Origin of the sequence: Dielma fastidiosa, from assembly GCF_000313565.1 — a bacterium.
Lineage (GTDB): Bacteria > Bacillota_I > Bacilli_A > Erysipelotrichales > Erysipelotrichaceae > Dielma > Dielma fastidiosa.
Genome location: NZ_HE578926.1, coordinates 1 through 16,204, shown reverse-complemented (window position 1 = coordinate 16,204; position 16,204 = coordinate 1). Strand labels below are relative to the sequence as shown.

16 protein-coding genes are annotated in these 16,204 nt (G+C 42.1%); 12 read left to right on the top strand and 4 right to left on the bottom strand.

The annotated features are described in order from the left end of the window. The 4 genes from DAHG_RS07955 to DAHG_RS07940 all read left to right on the top strand — a co-directional run bounded on the left by DAHG_RS07955 (position 1) and on the right by DAHG_RS07940 (position 4,185). Positions 1-1,302 carry a PTS sugar transporter subunit IIC gene (locus DAHG_RS07955; protein ID WP_022937813.1) on the top strand — a complete coding sequence of 434 codons (1,302 nt, stop codon included), beginning with the start codon at positions 1-3 and terminating at the stop codon, positions 1,300-1,302. A 26-nt stretch (positions 1,303-1,328) separates the two neighbouring features. Next, entirely contained in the window at positions 1,329-1,643 is a 315-nt protein-coding gene (locus DAHG_RS07950; protein ID WP_022937812.1) for a PTS sugar transporter subunit IIB, read from the top strand. 8 nt (positions 1,644-1,651) lie between these two features. Beyond that, positions 1,652-3,136: a sulfatase gene (locus tag DAHG_RS07945; protein WP_022937811.1), complete on the top strand. Its 1,485-nt coding sequence runs from the start codon at positions 1,652-1,654 to the stop codon at positions 3,134-3,136. 86 nt (positions 3,137-3,222) lie between these two features. Continuing rightward, positions 3,223-4,185, top strand: a complete 963-nt coding sequence (locus DAHG_RS07940; RefSeq protein ID WP_022937810.1) for a sugar-binding transcriptional regulator — start codon at positions 3,223-3,225, stop codon at positions 4,183-4,185. A gap of 156 nt (positions 4,186-4,341) precedes the next feature. Here the strand turns inward: DAHG_RS07940 and DAHG_RS20525 are convergent, their stop codons facing one another. Beyond that, entirely contained in the window at positions 4,342-5,745 is a 1,404-nt protein-coding gene (locus DAHG_RS20525) for a helix-turn-helix domain-containing protein (RefSeq protein ID WP_022937809.1), read from the bottom strand. Between the two features lie 250 nt (positions 5,746-5,995). Here DAHG_RS20525 and DAHG_RS07930 point away from each other — a divergent pair, with 250 nt between their 5' ends. Genes DAHG_RS07930 through DAHG_RS07915 form a run of 4 tightly spaced genes read left to right on the top strand, consistent with a single transcriptional unit; the run spans position 5,996 to position 10,105 of the window. Further along, positions 5,996-7,438, top strand: coding sequence for a PTS ascorbate transporter subunit IIC (locus DAHG_RS07930; RefSeq protein ID WP_022937808.1), 1,443 nt, complete (start codon positions 5,996-5,998; stop codon positions 7,436-7,438). A gap of 4 nt (positions 7,439-7,442) precedes the next feature. Then, entirely contained in the window at positions 7,443-7,724 is a 282-nt protein-coding gene (locus DAHG_RS07925) for a PTS sugar transporter subunit IIB (RefSeq protein WP_022937807.1), read from the top strand. Between the two features lie 8 nt (positions 7,725-7,732). Further along, entirely contained in the window at positions 7,733-9,076 is a 1,344-nt protein-coding gene (locus DAHG_RS07920) for a sulfatase family protein (protein WP_022937806.1), read from the top strand. Positions 9,077-9,124: 48 nt separating this feature from the next. Then, positions 9,125-10,105 carry a sugar-binding transcriptional regulator gene (locus DAHG_RS07915; protein ID WP_022937805.1) on the top strand — a complete coding sequence of 327 codons (981 nt, stop codon included), beginning with the start codon at positions 9,125-9,127 and terminating at the stop codon, positions 10,103-10,105. A gap of 49 nt (positions 10,106-10,154) precedes the next feature. On the opposite strand, the gene mnmL is transcribed toward DAHG_RS07915, so the two are convergent. Next, positions 10,155-11,117 (bottom strand): tRNA modification radical SAM protein MnmL/YtqA, encoded by a 963-nt coding sequence (mnmL, locus tag DAHG_RS07910; protein WP_022937804.1) that lies wholly within the window; start codon positions 11,115-11,117, stop codon positions 10,155-10,157. Between the two features lie 56 nt (positions 11,118-11,173). Between mnmL and DAHG_RS19095 the strand changes: the two genes are divergently transcribed. The 3 genes from DAHG_RS19095 (at position 11,174) to gltA (ending at position 14,275) form a co-directional block, all read left to right on the top strand. Next, entirely contained in the window at positions 11,174-11,917 is a 744-nt protein-coding gene (locus tag DAHG_RS19095) for a M48 family metallopeptidase (RefSeq protein ID WP_084744427.1), read from the top strand. A 128-nt stretch (positions 11,918-12,045) separates the two neighbouring features. Next, positions 12,046-12,894, top strand: coding sequence for a sulfide/dihydroorotate dehydrogenase-like FAD/NAD-binding protein (locus tag DAHG_RS07900; protein WP_022937802.1), 849 nt, complete (start codon positions 12,046-12,048; stop codon positions 12,892-12,894). Beyond that, positions 12,887-14,275: an NADPH-dependent glutamate synthase gene (gene gltA / locus DAHG_RS07895; RefSeq protein ID WP_022937801.1), complete on the top strand. Its 1,389-nt coding sequence runs from the start codon at positions 12,887-12,889 to the stop codon at positions 14,273-14,275. The genes DAHG_RS07900 and gltA overlap by 8 nt, the downstream gene beginning before the upstream one ends. 89 nt (positions 14,276-14,364) lie before the next feature. Here gltA and DAHG_RS20520 read toward each other — a convergent pair whose 3' ends face one another. Then, positions 14,365-14,697 (bottom strand): helix-turn-helix domain-containing protein, encoded by a 333-nt coding sequence (locus DAHG_RS20520; RefSeq protein ID WP_022937800.1) that lies wholly within the window; start codon positions 14,695-14,697, stop codon positions 14,365-14,367. Positions 14,698-14,864: 167 nt separating this feature from the next. Here DAHG_RS20520 and DAHG_RS07885 point away from each other — a divergent pair, with 167 nt between their 5' ends. Then, a complete protein-coding gene (locus tag DAHG_RS07885; RefSeq protein ID WP_022937799.1) occupies positions 14,865-15,074 on the top strand; it encodes a hypothetical protein in 210 nt (69 codons plus the stop codon). A gap of 29 nt (positions 15,075-15,103) precedes the next feature. Here DAHG_RS07885 and DAHG_RS07880 read toward each other — a convergent pair whose 3' ends face one another. Beyond that, on the bottom strand, positions 15,104-16,105 hold the full coding sequence (locus tag DAHG_RS07880; RefSeq protein WP_022937798.1) for a transglutaminase-like domain-containing protein: 1,002 nt from the start codon (positions 16,103-16,105) through the stop codon (positions 15,104-15,106). Positions 16,106-16,204: the final 99 nt, after the last annotated feature.

The window sequence follows — 16,204 nt, the reverse complement described above, 5'->3', positions numbered from 1 at the left end:
ATGAACGGATTTATTAGCTTTATCGTTAATGACTTTTTGACACAGCCGGTTATCCTGATCGGATTGCTGATCTGTATCGGCTATATCATGAATAAAGAAAGTATTACCAAAGTAATCACCGGTACCTTAAGTGCTATGGTTGGTATTCAGATGGTAATCTTTGGCGGCGGCCAGTTTACCAGTATTTTTAAACCGATTACTACGGCAGTAAGTAATTCATTTGGTATTCAGGGTTATATCATGGATTCTTATGCTATGAAGGCCACAACTCAGGAAGCCTTGGGCAGTCTGTTTGGTCTTGTCGGTTATGTGTTCCTGATTGCTTTCGCAGTGAATCTGGTGCTTGTTTATTTTGGCCGTTTCACAAAAGCAAAGGGTATCTTCCTTACAGGTAATGCCGGTATTGCGCATTCACAAGCTATTTTATGGCTCGTTCTAGCAACTTTAGGACTTGGCACAACCGCTTCTGTGATCATTGCCGGTGTATTAGTTGGTGTTTATTGGGCATTCTCTACGACCTTGGCGTATAAGACGGTCGATGATGTGACAGGCGGCGCCGGTTTCACCATCGGTCATAATCAGCAGATTGGTATTTGGTTCTTCGGAAAAATCGCGCATTTCTTCGGCAATCCGGAACAGGACGCGGAAAACATGAAGCTGCCGGGCTGGCTGAATATTTTCAATAATAATGTTACTTCAGTAGCTATCATTATGACAGTTTTCGTAGGTGCCTTTATGGCGCCGCTGGGAATCAGCGGAATTCAGGAATTAGCTGGCAATACACACTGGTTTGTTTATATTATTTTAACGGGTATCAATTTCTCAATGAACATGGTTATCCTGCTGACTGGTGTGCGTATGATGTGCGGTGAGTTGACCGGTGCATTTAAAGGTATTCAAGAAAAAATCGTACCAGATGCAGTGCCTGCTATCGACGTTGCTGCCTTGCTGCCTTTCTCACCAAACGCGGCTACTTTAGGTTTCATTTTCACAACGGTTGGTACTGTATTAGCAATGTTAGTCTTATTAGCTATGAATTCTTCAATCATGGTACTGCCTGGTTTCGTACCGCTGTTCTTCTCAGGTGGCCCAATCGGTGTTGTTGCGAATAAATACGGCGGTATTAAATCAATTATCGTATGTTCAATTTTATTAGGCTTTATTCAGACTTTCGGCAGTGTTTGGGCAATCAATCTGATGTATTATCCAGAAGGAACTGGTTGGTCTGGTATGTTTGACTTCTCAACATTCTGGCCGGCAGTGACTGAGGGCTTACGTTTTATCGGCAATTTAATTCATTAATTAAATAAATCATGGAGGAAAAAAAGATGAAAGATAAGGTAAATGTATTATTTGTATGCGGTTATGGTGTTGGCAGCAGCGCTATTTCAGAATCAATCGTTAAAAAGGCTTTAGCCGCTGACGGCATCAATGCTGAGGTAAAGCATACCGCCGTAGGTGAAATGGGTTCACAGAGTGACTGGACAGATATTATCGCTATCTCCAAAAAATTGGCTGAAGGTGCTTCTTTCCCGGCAGATGCCCATGTAATCGAGGTTGTTAATATCATGGATGGTAAGGGGATCGCCGCTTCAATCGGTAAGATCGTTGATGAATTTTATCCTGAAGCACGTAAGAACTAGGTGGTTCGATGAGAACGATCATCGTTTTTTATGACAGTCTGAATAAGCGCTTTTTACCGCCCTACAATCCAGATTGTGATACGATTGCGCCTAATTTTGAACGATTGGCACAAAAAGCCATTACCTTTGACAACTCTTATGTAGGCAGTATGCCATGTATTCCAGCTCGCCGTGAGCTGCATACCGGCCGGCATAATTTCCTTCATCGTGAATGGGGACCCCTGGAGCCTTTTGATGATTCAATGCCGGAAATCTTAAAGAAGCATGGTGTCTATACCCATCTGATCAGCGATCATCTGCATTATTGGGAAGATGGCGGCTGCAACTTCCACGCTCGTTATTCATCTTGGGAAGTTGTGCGCGGTCAGGAGGGAGATCATTGGAAAGCGGAGATAAAAGATCCGCAGATTCCAGAGGTTGTTTTTGTACCAAAGAAACAGACTGGCGAGGGGGTCAGCGGACTTTGGCGCTATGACTGGATAAACCGCAAGTATATCATTGAAGAAAAGGATTTTCCGCAGACGCAGGTGTTTGACCGCGGCTGTGAATTTATCGAAAAGAATCAGGATCAGGACAATTGGCTTTTAGATATTGAAACCTTTGATCCTCATGAACCCTTTTATGTTCCGCAGGAATATCTGGATCTCTATCCGGAGGACTATGACGGCAAGCATTTTGATTGGCCGCGCGGTCAGGTTGATCAAAGTGAAGCTGAAGTCAATCACTGCCGCCGTCAATACAAGGCCTTAGTGTCAATGTGTGATAAAAATCTCGGCCGGGTATTGGATATGATGGACCGCTACAACATGTGGGAGGATACGATGCTGATAGTCGGCACCGATCATGGCTTCCTGCTGGGCGAACATGGCTGGTGGGGCAAGAATCAAATGCCTTATTACAATGAGGTCGCAAACAATCCATTATTTATCTGGGACCCGCGCTGCAAGAAGCAGGGTGAACATCGTCAGAGTCTTGTACAGCTGATTGACTGGGCACCGACAATCTTGAATTTCCATGGCCTTGAGGTACCAAAGGATATGCAGGGCTATGATTTAAGCAAGGTGATTGAAAAGGATGAAAAAGTACGGGATACGGCAATTTATGGTGTATTCTCCGGTCATGTGAATATCACGGATGGTCAGTATTCCTATATGCGCGCCGCCGTGAAGGGCAGAGAGAATGAGGTATATAACTATACTTTAGTTCCTCAGCATATGACAGAGCGGTTTAAGGTTAAGGAACTTCAGGATGTTGAGTTAAGAGAACCGTTTACCTTTACAAAGGGCTGTTCCGTTTTGAAAATTAAAGCGAAAGAGAATTATAAGGTCTCACAATTCGGCAATCTGCTGTTTGATTTGAAGGATGATCCTGAACAGCTTAAGCCAATCCGCGACGCGGAGGCTGAGAAACGTCTGATTGCGGCAATGATTGCGAAGATGCGTGAAAATGACGCGCCAGAGGAGCAATTCTACCGGTTGGGATTGACTGATTAATCATTAAATAAAAAACACTTATGGATCTTATGATTTATAAGTGTTTTTGCTTCAAAATGTTATAATAAATGAAAGGAGGGGGTAATATGAAAATTAATGATGAAGAATTGGGCATCATGGCAGAGGTTGCCAGTCTATACTTCGAACAGAATTTTTCACAGCAGGAGATTGCCGATAAGCTCTATTTTTCAAGATCTAAGGTAAGCCGTCTGTTAAGCAAGGCCATTGAAAGCAAGGTGGTTGAGATAACGATTAACTATCCGCTGGAGCGGATTATGAATCTTGAGATGAAATTGAAAGACATCTTTGAACTGAATGAGGTTATCGTCATCAAAGATTATTCCACAACCTATGAAATGCTGCTGAAACGTCTGGGGAACGCGGCAGCTCAGTATTTGGATGGTGTGATCAAGGATAATACTTCAATGGGCATTACATGGGGACAGACGATTTATCATATCGTAGAAGCCATGAATGCCAATCATCATAAGAATCTGCGGGTGATCCAGCTGATGGGAACGACAGAAAGTGATAATAACAGTGCCTATGACGCACCTGAATTAGTGCGTAAGATTGTTGATAAATACGGCGGCAGTTTTTCACAGTTCTATTCACCGCTGGTAGTGGAAAATGAATTGGTGCGTGATTCATTAGTCCGTGAGCCGATTATCCGCAAGGTGTTGGAGGAAGCGCGGCAGGTGGATATTGTCGTAACCAGCATCGGGCATTTTTCATCAAGAAAAATCAAGGCATGGGAGCATCACCTTGATGATGCCGGCTATCGTCAGCTCAGCGACAAGGGAGCGGTAGGCGTCTTGCTGGCTCACTTTATTAATCAGCATGGTCATCTGGTTGATGAAACCTTGGATCAGCAAGTAATTGGAATCAAGCTTGAGGATCTTAAGCAAATAAAAAATGTCGTAGCAGTGGCCGGCGGCGTCAATAAGGCCAAGGGTGTATACGGTGCCGTCAAGGGCGGCTATGTCAATACTTTGATCGTTGATGAACGGCTGGCATTAGGACTGCTGGATCTGGAGGCAAAGCAGTAATTACACAGGATAATAAATGATAAAGAAGAATTTAATTATCAAAAGACTGCTTTTTCTTAATCTTAATGATCACTCAGAGACACTTAAGGAAATAAACAAGTAAATATTAAAAGACAGCCATGGGCTGTCTGATGAGTTGGCTGATTGCCGGCTCTTTTATTTTATAGACTGTATTGCTTTCTCATAACAGCTGCCAACCGCTTTGACATGCTTTGCTAAACCATCTCGGAAGTTTTTATCTAAGAGTGCCTTACGATCCTTTTCAAAGAAATAACCGCCCTGATATTCAATCAGCTGATCAAATGCCGCTTTTTCTTGCGCAAACAGATCAATAAGGGTTTTCAGCTGTGCTTCAATTTCCGGACAGAGCGTTAACGCGTTTTTCAGATAATCATCAAGGTAGAATAAGTTAGTGCCAGTTTGAACCACACAGCTTTGATAAGTATCCAAAGGCCCTTCCAGCATCGTTTCATCCTGGAAATATTCATCGCATAACAATGAATCCGCCCAGGCATCAAAGGCATCCTTGCCCATCCGCAGCTCATCAGTGGACGGTAAAGCCGCTAATGCCGGGATATTTAAAATAGACTGCTTGATATTTTCCGCAATTGATACCCGCGGTTTCTGTTTACCAAAGAAAATTAAAGCTTCAATATGTGTTAAATCATTCCCTACCTGGAAATAATTTTCCGCGCAGACCTGATCAATTAATTCATCTTCATTAGTTTCACCGGTAAATTGTGACCAGCCGATCAGCTGTTTGCCATCTTGCGCATAGCCGCAGATAATTGAACAATTCGGCGGTCCGACGATGCCAAAGGCAAGAACTGGCAGTCCCTTATCAATTGACGCGATAATTTTTTGAAGCATTTCCGCTTCATTTTCCTTTATCTGTGTATTATCAACATATGTATATTCAAAACCACAGGCATCAAAGGCAGCTTTAATCGGTTTTTGACTCGCTTTGCAGACATTTGAATAAGAATCATTATAACGCCATTTAGGCTCCAGCCACAGCTGTGTAAAGAAGTCGCCGCTGACCCCTGCAAAGAAGGAAAAATCATAAGCCTGATCTTCATTAAAGGCAGCCATTACTGAACGCATACAGCTGGGAAACATATAATTCTCTGATTTTACCTGATACAGCTTTTCCACATTAGGAATCAGCTTTCTCGACATGATAAAACCGCCGCTGACATCAATCTTAATATTTAACGGTAAAAAGTAATTCAGCTGACAGATCCCTTTGCGCAGTGATGAAGGGGTAAAGCCATGAAAACGCGTAAATGCCTTGGTAAAACTCTCCGGTGATTCATAACCATATTTAAGCGCGGCATCTATAATTTTAATCTTGTTGCCTGCCAATTCTTCACCAGCTAGTGAAAGCCGCCGGTTTTTAATGTAATCATTAATTGTAAAGCCGGTAATAATGCTGAATATCTTTTGAAAATAAATGCTTGAAATAAAGAATTGACTGGCAATCTTATCGGCATTGATATCTTCAAGCAGATGATCCTCAATGTAATTTAAAGTATTCTGTACGATATTGATCCATTCCATGATATCTCTCCTTTTATCCTATTGTATCAGCCGCCAACTATTTTGTCCTGTTTTATTATAAGCACATTTGTCTGGTATTAATTGGCATCGCTGAATTCGCTGTATATGAACATATTTTCAATAATTTTAAAATTGGAAAACATTCATAGTGAAATTAATTTCATAATATTAGCTATCTATTGCATAAATTTCATATTTTGCTATACTGAAAATGCGTTAAGCGTTTACATTAATTAAAGGAGTGAAAAATATGGATGCGTTTATGGGTATAGTTAATTCAGCTTGGGTCTTTTTATTTAATAACGTTCTTTCCAGACCAGCTATTTTTATTGGATTGATCGTTTTGGTGGGGTATATTTTATTAAAGCGTAAATGGTATGAAGTGCTTGCTGGTTTTATTAAAGCAATGGTTGGTTATATGATTCTGCAGGTTGGGGCTAAACAGCTTGTCGCTTCAGTAACACCGATCTTAAATGGTATTCAGCAGCGTTTCGCGTTGAATGCCGTAGTTATCGATCCTAACTTTGGCTTTGTAGCCGCGAATTCAGCTTTGGAGTCAATTGGGGTAACGACTTCCTTTGCGATGATTACATTACTGATTGCCTTTATCTGGAATATTGTTTTGATTTTATTTAGAAAATATACAAAGGTAAGAACATTGTTTACGACCGGTCATATCATGGTTAAACAAGCGGCCGTAGCTACATGGATCATTTACTTTTTGATTCCTGGTTTCCGCAATATGACAGGCATCATCGTTACCGGTTTACTGATTGGTACTTATTGGTCAGTCTTCTCAAATCTTACTGTTGAAGCTACACAGGATTTAACGGAAGGGGCAGGCTTTGCGATTGGTCATCAGCAGATGCTGGGCGTTTGGTTCGCAGATCGTTTCTCTGGTAAAATCGGTGATCCTGAAAAGGGTGTTGATAATATTAAATTAAATGGTGCTTTGCAGCTGTTTGATGATTATGTAGTATCAACAACAATCCTAATGCTTGTATTCTTTGGCATCGTGCTGATTGTAATCGGTCCGTCAATTCTGATGGAACTCGATGCTGGCAATTTCCCTGCCGGACTTGCATTCCCTGTCTATATCCTTGAAAAGTGCGCGTCTTTCGCGGTAAATCTGGTAATCTTAAAAACAGGTGTCAGAATGTTCGTTTCAGAGATGGTTGAATCATTCAACGGTATTTCTAATTCAATTCTTAAGGGCTGTCTGCCGGCGGTTGACTGTGCGGCTACCTATGCGTTTGGTTCAAGCAATGCGGTTACTTTAGGCTTTCTGTTTGGTGCTATCGGACAAATCATCGCTATCGCGGGTTTATTGATTACTAAGTCACCATTGATGATTATTCCCGGCTTTGTTCCTTTATTCTATGACAATGCGACAATTGGCTTATATGCGAATAAAAAGGGCGGCTTTAAGGCATTGATCGTTATGTGTATCGGCAGCGGTTTAATTCAAGTATTAGGTAGTGCGCTGGCAATCACCTTATTTGGTATGTCTGGCTTCGGCGGTTATGTCGGTAACTTTGACTGGGCGACTTTATGGCCGGCTATGGGTTTTATTATTAAGTATTTATCAATTCCAGGCGTCTTGTTATGTATCGTTGGCATGCTGGTAATTCCACAGCTGCAATATCGTCATAACAAAGAGAGATATTTTGATCTGGCAGAAAGTGAGGACTAAGAAAATGTTGAAAGTAGTAGTAGCATGCGGATGTGGTATGGGCAGCAGTCAAATGATGAAAATGCGTGCTCAGGAAGTATTTAAAAAATTAAATGTACAGGTTTCTTTGCATCATACAAGTATCGATGAAGCAAGCTCAAGTGCAAATGAGTATGACTTGATTATTGTTTCAGAAGCATTGGTGCGCAATTTTAAGAATACAAAGGCGAAGGTTATTGGTTTAAAAAATATTATGTCAAAGGCTGAAATGGAACAGAAAATCCTTGAATCAGGCATTATTGAATAAGGGCAGCTATGACAAATGTAGTTTATATTCACACCCATGACAGCGGCCGTTTCTTTTCGCCTTATGGCGCTGAGGTTTTTACCCCAAATCTTGAACAATTTGCGGCTGATGCCTGTGTGTTTACCAATGCCTATTGTACATCGCCGACATGTTCGCCAAGCCGCTCAGCATTAGTCAGCGGCCGGTATCCGCACAACAATGGCATGCTTGGGCTAGCCAACCGCGGTTTTAAATTAAATGATTATCGTGAGCATCTTGTGCATCTGTTTAACAGCAATGGCTATCAGACACTGCTTTGCGGTGTTCAGCATGAAGCCGGCCGTTATGTGGAGCATGAACAGGGAGCTGCGATTATCGGTTATCAGCGTGATTTATCAGCCGATAATCAGGGGTTGTCAGAAAAGCAGCTGGTCGAGTGGGATCGAGCCAATGTGCGTAACTGTACAAAATGGCTGAGCAGCGAGGAAGCTAAAAAGCCATTCTTTCTCTCAATGGGTTTCTTTGCGACACACCGCGAATATCCAGATACCGATGACAGCTTTACCGGTAAAATACCGCCCTATCTTCAAGACTGTGAGGCAGTCCGCAGGGATCTTCAAGGCCATGCCGCTTCTCTGAAGCATTTTGATACATGCTTTGGCCAGCTAATACAGGCGCTGAAAGAAAACCACCTGTATGAGAATACGATTCTGTTGTTTACCACCGATCATGGCATTCCCTACCCAATGGCTAAATGTACGCTGTATGATGCCGGTATCGGGGTTGCCTTAATGATGCGTGTACCAGGTAAAAAACAGGGTATTGTCTGTGATGAATTAGTATCCCAGGTTGATCTTTATCCGACATTATGTTCATTGCTTAAGCTTGATTTGGAACATGAAGTTGACGGTGTTGATTTTTCCGCTCTGTTTGATCATCCCAATCAGGCAGTCCGCGAAGCGGTTTTCGCAGAGGTTAACTTTCATACTTCTTATGAGCCAATCCGCTGCATCAGAACGAAGACGGCCAAGCTGATCCGTTATTATGATGAGGAATGGCGGCAGCTGAATCTGTCCAATATTGATAACTCCATCAGCAAAGAGGCATATCTGAAACAGCTTGAGGATTCAAAAAAGGATATGGTTCAGTTATACGATCTTCGCAAGGATCCTTATGAACAGCATAATCTTGCGGATGATGAAGCTTATCAATCGCTGCTTGAGGAAATGGATGCCAAGCTATTAAAATGGCAGCAGGATTTCCATGATCCGCTGTTGAAAGGGCCGATTGCGCTGCAGGCGGGCTGGATTGTTAATAAGGGTTCCTGTATCGATCCAAAAAGTAAAAACAGCTGTGACTTTATACAAAAATAAATTATAATAAGGGTAAGCGAAAGCTTGCCTTTCTTTGGAGATGGAAGCATGAAAGAAAAAGAGTCAGATGAACTGGCAGTTATTGCGGAAGTTGCCAGTATGTATTATGAACATGATATTCCGCAGAATGTTATTGCTGAGAAGATGTTTTTCTCGCGGGCAAAAGTCAGCCGCTTATTGAAAAAAGCAAGGGAACAGGGAATTGTGGAAATCATTATCCGTTTTCCATTAGAACGTGTGGTAACCTTAGAGCGGACATTGTGTGAAGTATTTGGTCTAAAGGATGCTGTCGTAATCAAAAATTATCCGGAAAATAATAATGCGAATACGCGGCTGAGCCGTTTAGGCAAGATTGCCGGTGAATATCTGGATGAAAAGCTGAAGGACGGCGATACGATTGGCCTTGCATGGGGCAGAACACTTTATCAGATGGTATCGCAGATCAAGCCGAAAAGCAGCCGGGATATTCATGTTGTTCAGCTGACCGGGGCGGCGGCCGACGGTTACAATGCCCAAATGGACTCACCGTTTTTAGTACGCAAGCTGGCGGAGAAATATCGGGGAACGTACTCACAGATTTATGCGCCGCTGTTTGTGGAAAACAACATTGTCAAGCAGTCATTAGTCCGTGAGGTCATCATTGCCAAGGCTTTGCAGGAGGCGCGCAGTGTCGATTATTTAGTGACAGGGATCGCTGACTTTCATTCCGGTGATAATGTCAACAGCTGGGCGGGTTATCTCGATCAGGCACGCAAGCAGCGCTTGATTCAAAAAGGAGCGGTAGGTTTTATCTGCGGGCATTTTTTGGATCAGAATGGTAATAAGATCTTTGATGATGTGGAAAATAATTTAATTGGTGTCAGCCTTGATGATCTAAAAAAAGCTAAAAATGTAATTGCCGTATCCGGCGGTGTCGATAAGGCACATGCAACTTATGCAGCCTTAAAGGGGAATTATATTCATTGCTTGATTACCGATGAATTTATTGCTGAGAAGATTCTCAGACTTCATGAACAGGATAAAAAATAAAAGGCAGGACCCTGCAGGGGATCTGCCTTATTCTGTGTAATGAGAAAATTCAGCGAGTGATTTCGCTTTCTAACGCACAGCCCTGCCAGACATTGCGGCGGGCCATTTCCTTATCAATATCATTGAGAATTGTAACCTTACGGACGGTCCACATCGGCGCTATTAAATCACTCAGAACGCCATCACCAGTTAAACGCTGAATAACGATTTCCTTTGGCAGCACCATCAATTGTTCAACGACCGTATGAATATATTCTTCACGGCTCATCATGGCAAAGGGCTGTTTTAGATAATCGTTACCCATACGGGTATTTTTCAGCAGATGCAGCATATGAATTTTTACCGCATGAATCGGCAGCTGACCGATTGCTTTAGCACTTTCAATCATCATTTCACTTGTTTCATGAGGCAGGGAATTCATCAGATGCACACAGATTTTTAAATCAGTTCTGGCAAGCCGCTGAATCGTATCCAAAAAGCATTCATAAGTATGACCGCGGTTAACTGCCATCGCAGTTTCATTGTGAATCGTCTGCAGGCCAAGCTCAATCCAGATTTCTTTATGCGCGGTACAGCTTTGCAGATAATCAATGACATCATCCTCAAGACAATCAGCTCTCGTCGCAATGGCAATAGCTTTGATATCCTCACGCTGTACAAATGGTTCAAAGGTTTGTTTCAGTACACTTAATGGGGCATAAGTATTTGTATATGCCTGAAAATATGCCATCGCTTCACCATTAGGCCATTTTCTGCGCATTATTTCAATGCCTTTTTCAAATTGCTGCATACAATCTTCCTTTGCATTGCCGGCCATATCACCGCTGCCCAGCGAGCTGCAGAAGGTACAGCCGCCGACACCGCATTTGCCATCGCGGTTAGGACAGGAAAAATCGGCATTTAAGGCTACCTTAAATACCTTTTTATGAAAGCGATGCTTTAAATAATAATTCCATGTATGATAGCGTTTATTGTCATCACTGTATGGAAATGGATTTGTTTTCTGTTTCATAATTTCACCGGTTCTATTTTATCATAGATTTGCATTTTGATCGTAAAAATGAAATAATGTTAGCGGTGATTCGTTTGACAAGTGAAATACGAAAAGTGGCGGTAGGCAGCCATATTATACAATACACATTAATTATTAAAAACGTGAAGAATATTAATATGCACGTAAGTGAAAAGGGAGAGATTTTAGTTTCTGCCAATGCTTATTGTCCTTTAAATAAAATTGACGCCTTTGTGGCGGATAAGGTAGATTGGATCTTAAAATGCCAGCAGGCAGCCCGTGATAAGGCTGACGTATTCTATCACGCTGATGATCAGGTATTGAATTATCTGGGGGCGGCTTATCCGATTCGGCTGGTTTTAGGTCAGCGCAAGGGGGTTAAGCTTGAGCATCATGAATGTATTGTTTATCTTCATGAGGCAAAAGAAGCACCTTCACTGATCCGCAGTTTTTTAATCCGCCAATGTGAAAAAATCTTTATGGCTGAGGTAGAAGCGGTTTATGAATTAATGAGCCGTGATTATGTATTGCCGGTGCCAAGATTAAAAATCAGAGAGATGAACAGCCGCTGGGGAAGCTGTATGCCCTCCAAACGGCAGATTACCTTAAATGTTCGCTGTATCTACTACCAAAGAGAATTTCTGCGGTATGTAGTAATCCATGAATTTGCTCATTTTATTCAGCCTAATCATTCTAAACAGTTTTATTATATTATTGAAAAATATATGCCGGATTATAAACGCTGCAGTAAATTATTTGAAGCGCCGATGGTCAAGGCATCACTTAACGGTAATCAATAAAGATTACCTTTTTTTGTAAAAAATTTCAAAAATGATATATTTTACATTTTTTGTGATTTATTTTCAATGGGAGCTGTGCATTAAATCGAAAGAATGCTATAATGTTAACTTGTAAAGGAGCTGAAGGGATGTTTAAAATTTTAGAAAAAAAGGCGTTGAATCCAACCGTAGTGAAAATGGTGATTGAAGCGCCGTTGATTGCGAAAAAAGCGAAAGCGGGACAATTTATTATTCTTAGAAGTGATGATCATTCAGAACGGATTCCGCTGACAATTGCGGATATTGATCAAAGCAGGGGCAGTATAACAATCATTTTCCAAATTGTCGGTGCAGCAACCTATAAATTGAATATGCTTGAAGCGGGAGATGAGCTGCATGATTTTGTAGGGCCTTTGGGACGGGCCAGTGAGATAGAAGGCTTAAAAAAGGTTTGTGTGATCGGCGGCGGTGTAGGCTGCGCGATTGCTTATCCGGTTGCTAAGGCACTGCATGAACAGGGGAGTGAGGTAATTGCTGTGGCTGGTTTCAGAAATCGTGATCTAGTCATTCTTGAAGATGAATTCAATGCTGTCAGTCAGTTTTATCTTGTCAGTGATGATGGCAGTACCGGTCAGCAGGGCTTAGTTACCGATGTCTTGCGGCAGCTGCTTGATCAGGGGGAACAGTTTGATGAAGTCATTGCGATTGGCCCATTGGTAATGATGAAATTTGTCTGCCAGCTGACTAAGGAATATAATGTTAAGACGGTTGTTTCAATGAATCCCATCATGATTGACGGTACAGGAATGTGCGGCGGCTGCCGTTTAACCGTTGGCAATGAAGTGAAATTTGCCTGTGTTGACGGACCGGATTTTGACGGTGCGCTGGTTGACTTTGATGAAGCGATTGCCCGCAGCAAAATGTATCAGCAGCAGGAACGCCATATGTATGATGAAGCTTGTAATCTGTTGAATAAGGGGGTAAGTCAGGATGCCTAATATGAGTTTAAAGAAGGTGGCGATGCCGCTGCAGGATGGAGAGGTGCGCCGGAATAATTTTGATGAGGTCGCGCTTGGCTATACGAAGGAAATGGCGATGGAGGAAGCTGAGCGCTGTCTGAATTGCAAGCATTCACCTTGTATCAGCGGCTGTCCGGTTGCCGTAAATATCCCAGCGTTCATTAATGAGGTCAAGCAGGGAAATTTTGAAGCCGCTTATAAAATCATTCGGGAAACCAGTTCGCTGCCGGCGGTGTGCGGCCGTGTCTGCCCGCAGGAGAGTCAGTGTGAAAAACACTGTGTGCGCGGTGTTAAAGGAGAAGCTGTGGGCATTGGCCGGCTGGAACGTTTTGTGGCTGACTGGGCCAGAGAGAATCTGAATGAATATAATCAGTGTACGGTTTCCAATCATCATAAGGTTGCTGTTATCGGCGGCGGTCCGGCAGGACTTACCTGTGCCGGTGATCTTGCGAAAAAGGGATATGAGGTTACCGTTTATGAAGCGCTGCATGTTGCCGGCGGAGTGCTGGTTTATGGTATTCCTGAGTTCCGTCTGCCTAAGTCAATCGTGAATTATGAAATAGAAGGCTTAAAACAAGTAGGTGTTAAAATTGAAACAAATATGGTCATCGGTAAGATATTAACGATTGATGAATTATTTGAAGCTGGCTATGAGGCTATATTTATTGGTTCTGGTGCCGGTTTGCCTAACTTTATGAATATTCCCGGTGAAAATTTAAAGGGAGTTTATTCTGCCAATGAATTTTTAACCCGGGTCAATCTGATGAAGGCTTATCAGCCTGACAGTGAGACACCGATTCAGCACGCGCGAAGATGTGTGGTAGTCGGCGGCGGCAATGTGGCTATGGATGCAGCCCGCTGTGCAAAACGATTAGGGGTAGAAAACGTAACCATCGTCTATCGGCGTTCAATGGATGAGCTCCCGGCACGCCGTGAAGAGGTTGAACATGCGCAGGAGGAAGGCATTGAGTTCCAACTGCTGTGTAATCCTGTCCGCGTGCACAGCGATGAATACGGCAATGTGAGCGGCGTAGAATGCATCCGAATGGAATTAGGTGATGCGGACAGCTCAGGAAGACGGCGTCCGGTAGAAATCAAGGACAGCAATTTCATCATTGAAGCGGATTGTATGATTATGGCTATCGGCACAAGTCCGAATCCATTGCTGAGAAGCACAACTGAGCATCTTGAGGCAAATAAAAGGGGATGTTTGATCGTTGATGAAGACAGCATGACAACCCGTGAAAATGTTTATGCCGGCGGTGATGCGGTCACTGGCGCGGCAACGGTTATTCTGGCTATGGGGGCCGGTAAAAAGGCTGCGGAAGCCATCGATAATAAGATAAAGGGAAACGCTTAGCATTTCCCTTTTTACTTTATGTGAACTTGTATTATTTATATAAAATGTGTTATACTTATTGTGGAATTAATGAAATTATTCCCAATTTGTTATTTATATGACCCATTTTGTTCCTGCATAACAATTTTGTGAATCGAGGCTTCGATATCTTTTCTCGCGTTAGCGCTTACAGATTTGGGTAAAAGAACAATAGAGTTTTTATCATGAATATACATATCTTCAGTAAGACCCATCATATAATCGATACTGACATTAAAGAATTTAGCCAGCATGATTTTAATATCATCTGAGGGCATATTTTTACCTCTTTCATAGTTACAGACAGCGTAATAGGTAACATTCAATATTAGGGCTAACTCTGATTGAGTGATGCCTTTGCTTTTTCTAAGTTCCCTGAGTCTTTTTCCAAAAATTTCCTTCATGCAATCACCCGACCCTTTATGTATAATTATATTGATTAAGCAATTCAATCAGTTTTAACTACAAGTAATGCTCATATTAATATAGGCATATTAAATGTTCTGCTCATATATGCTTGCGTTAACCTGCCAAGAATTGTAAAATTATCAATAAAAGGAGTAAGGTAAACATGGGCAAGGGAATCAGTGAGCTGGAATATTGGGGTGTCCATTATTTCCATGAGCTTTACGTTGAGTTGTATAATGCCGAAATGAATAGTGATGCGATGAAACAGCATCTCATTGATCGCTGGGGTGCGCAGATCGTTGAGGAATACTGGCAGTTATATCAGCAACAAATTCATACAGCTGTCAACAGAATGAATGAAATAGGGGTTTAAGAGTAAAAACAAAGCAGAGGCTTTGTTTTTTAGTTTGTGAGACAAAATGTCTGTTGGTTTTTCATCAGCCATTGATCTAACAACTGATTTTTATAGGTAAGCCGCAGCTGAATCCTCTGACCTTTAAGCATTATCGCTGCATCTGAGGCTTTGGGAACAGCTGAAAGATAACTGATATTTTCCGCGTTAACCAACATTGCGGACATGTCCATACAAAAAGGTTCACCGGCATAAAAGACATCAATGATATCAATATTACTTTGTCTTTCAAGCATGTCAATCAATTCTTCTTTATTGCGGATTACTGTCGTTTCTTTTTCAAGATCGGTATAGCTTTGCCATTCATGCAGCCGCAGGGAGTGTGCAAAGTCATCCGCTTGATAATCGTCAGGCAGAGTATTCATCATAAAATAAGTATTTGAGTCATTAAATGTATCGGCCATCGTAACATCAAAGAACAGCCACTGATTTAGATAAATTGCATTCCATGAGTGCGGCTGGCCGCGCCAAGTTCCGGTGATAATCATACTGTCATAGCCAAGTGAGCGGGTTAGCCAGTAAAAGCAGGCTGCATAATTGAAACAGATTCCATAATGATCAAGAAGAATTGGCGCAGCTTCCCAAAGCCGGCGCTGAATGCCGATCGTTTCATTGTCAGTTTCATAATCGCCCCAGCGTGTCTGATCAGTCGTATGCGGTTTATAAAAAGCATGTTCCATGAGCCATGTCTGAATGGCCATTAACTGATCCCGCTCAGAGCGGGTTGAATCATAAATTGAATCAAGAATATCAGCTGCAAGATGATCCAATGTTTTATAGCCGCTCAGCAGTAATGGATACTGCAGGGTGCGCTGCCAGCGGCCTTGCTGATCAAACCATTCATAATGGTCGTCCAATTTAACGATTCCTTTGCTTATACTGCCGTTATCATTCAGTAAATACCAATCATCATCTAAGGCTTTCCATTCCGCAGCCTTAATCGGCTGCGTATTTATAAAAAGAATGCTGAGACATAAAATTAATTTTTTCATATTCCTCCTTCTGGTCTGCTCTCTTCATACAAGCATAATATCACTTAAACATACACTATTAATGGAAGGATATAATTTTGATAAAAGAATCTTAATCAA

What these genes read in the sequence shown, in the direction of transcription:
- DAHG_RS07955 (WP_022937813.1), top strand. Translation starts at nt 1, where the DNA reads ATGAACGGATTTATTAGCTTTATCGTTAATGACTTTTTGACACAGCCG.
- DAHG_RS07950 (WP_022937812.1), top strand. Translation starts at nt 1,329, where the DNA reads ATGAAAGATAAGGTAAATGTATTATTTGTATGCGGTTATGGTGTTGGC.
- DAHG_RS07945 (WP_022937811.1), top strand. Translation starts at nt 1,652, where the DNA reads ATGAGAACGATCATCGTTTTTTATGACAGTCTGAATAAGCGCTTTTTA.
- DAHG_RS07940 (WP_022937810.1), top strand. Translation starts at nt 3,223, where the DNA reads ATGAAAATTAATGATGAAGAATTGGGCATCATGGCAGAGGTTGCCAGT.
- DAHG_RS20525 (WP_022937809.1), bottom strand. Translation starts at nt 5,745, where the DNA reads ATGGAATGGATCAATATCGTACAGAATACTTTAAATTACATTGAGGAT.
- DAHG_RS07930 (WP_022937808.1), top strand. Translation starts at nt 5,996, where the DNA reads ATGGATGCGTTTATGGGTATAGTTAATTCAGCTTGGGTCTTTTTATTT.
- DAHG_RS07925 (WP_022937807.1), top strand. Translation starts at nt 7,443, where the DNA reads ATGTTGAAAGTAGTAGTAGCATGCGGATGTGGTATGGGCAGCAGTCAA.
- DAHG_RS07920 (WP_022937806.1), top strand. Translation starts at nt 7,733, where the DNA reads ATGACAAATGTAGTTTATATTCACACCCATGACAGCGGCCGTTTCTTT.
- DAHG_RS07915 (WP_022937805.1), top strand. Translation starts at nt 9,125, where the DNA reads ATGAAAGAAAAAGAGTCAGATGAACTGGCAGTTATTGCGGAAGTTGCC.
- mnmL (WP_022937804.1), bottom strand. Translation starts at nt 11,117, where the DNA reads ATGAAACAGAAAACAAATCCATTTCCATACAGTGATGACAATAAACGC.
- DAHG_RS19095 (WP_084744427.1), top strand. Translation starts at nt 11,174, where the DNA reads ATGTTAGCGGTGATTCGTTTGACAAGTGAAATACGAAAAGTGGCGGTA.
- DAHG_RS07900 (WP_022937802.1), top strand. Translation starts at nt 12,046, where the DNA reads ATGTTTAAAATTTTAGAAAAAAAGGCGTTGAATCCAACCGTAGTGAAA.
- gltA (WP_022937801.1), top strand. Translation starts at nt 12,887, where the DNA reads ATGCCTAATATGAGTTTAAAGAAGGTGGCGATGCCGCTGCAGGATGGA.
- DAHG_RS20520 (WP_022937800.1), bottom strand. Translation starts at nt 14,697, where the DNA reads ATGAAGGAAATTTTTGGAAAAAGACTCAGGGAACTTAGAAAAAGCAAA.
- DAHG_RS07885 (WP_022937799.1), top strand. Translation starts at nt 14,865, where the DNA reads ATGGGCAAGGGAATCAGTGAGCTGGAATATTGGGGTGTCCATTATTTC.
- DAHG_RS07880 (WP_022937798.1), bottom strand. Translation starts at nt 16,105, where the DNA reads ATGAAAAAATTAATTTTATGTCTCAGCATTCTTTTTATAAATACGCAG.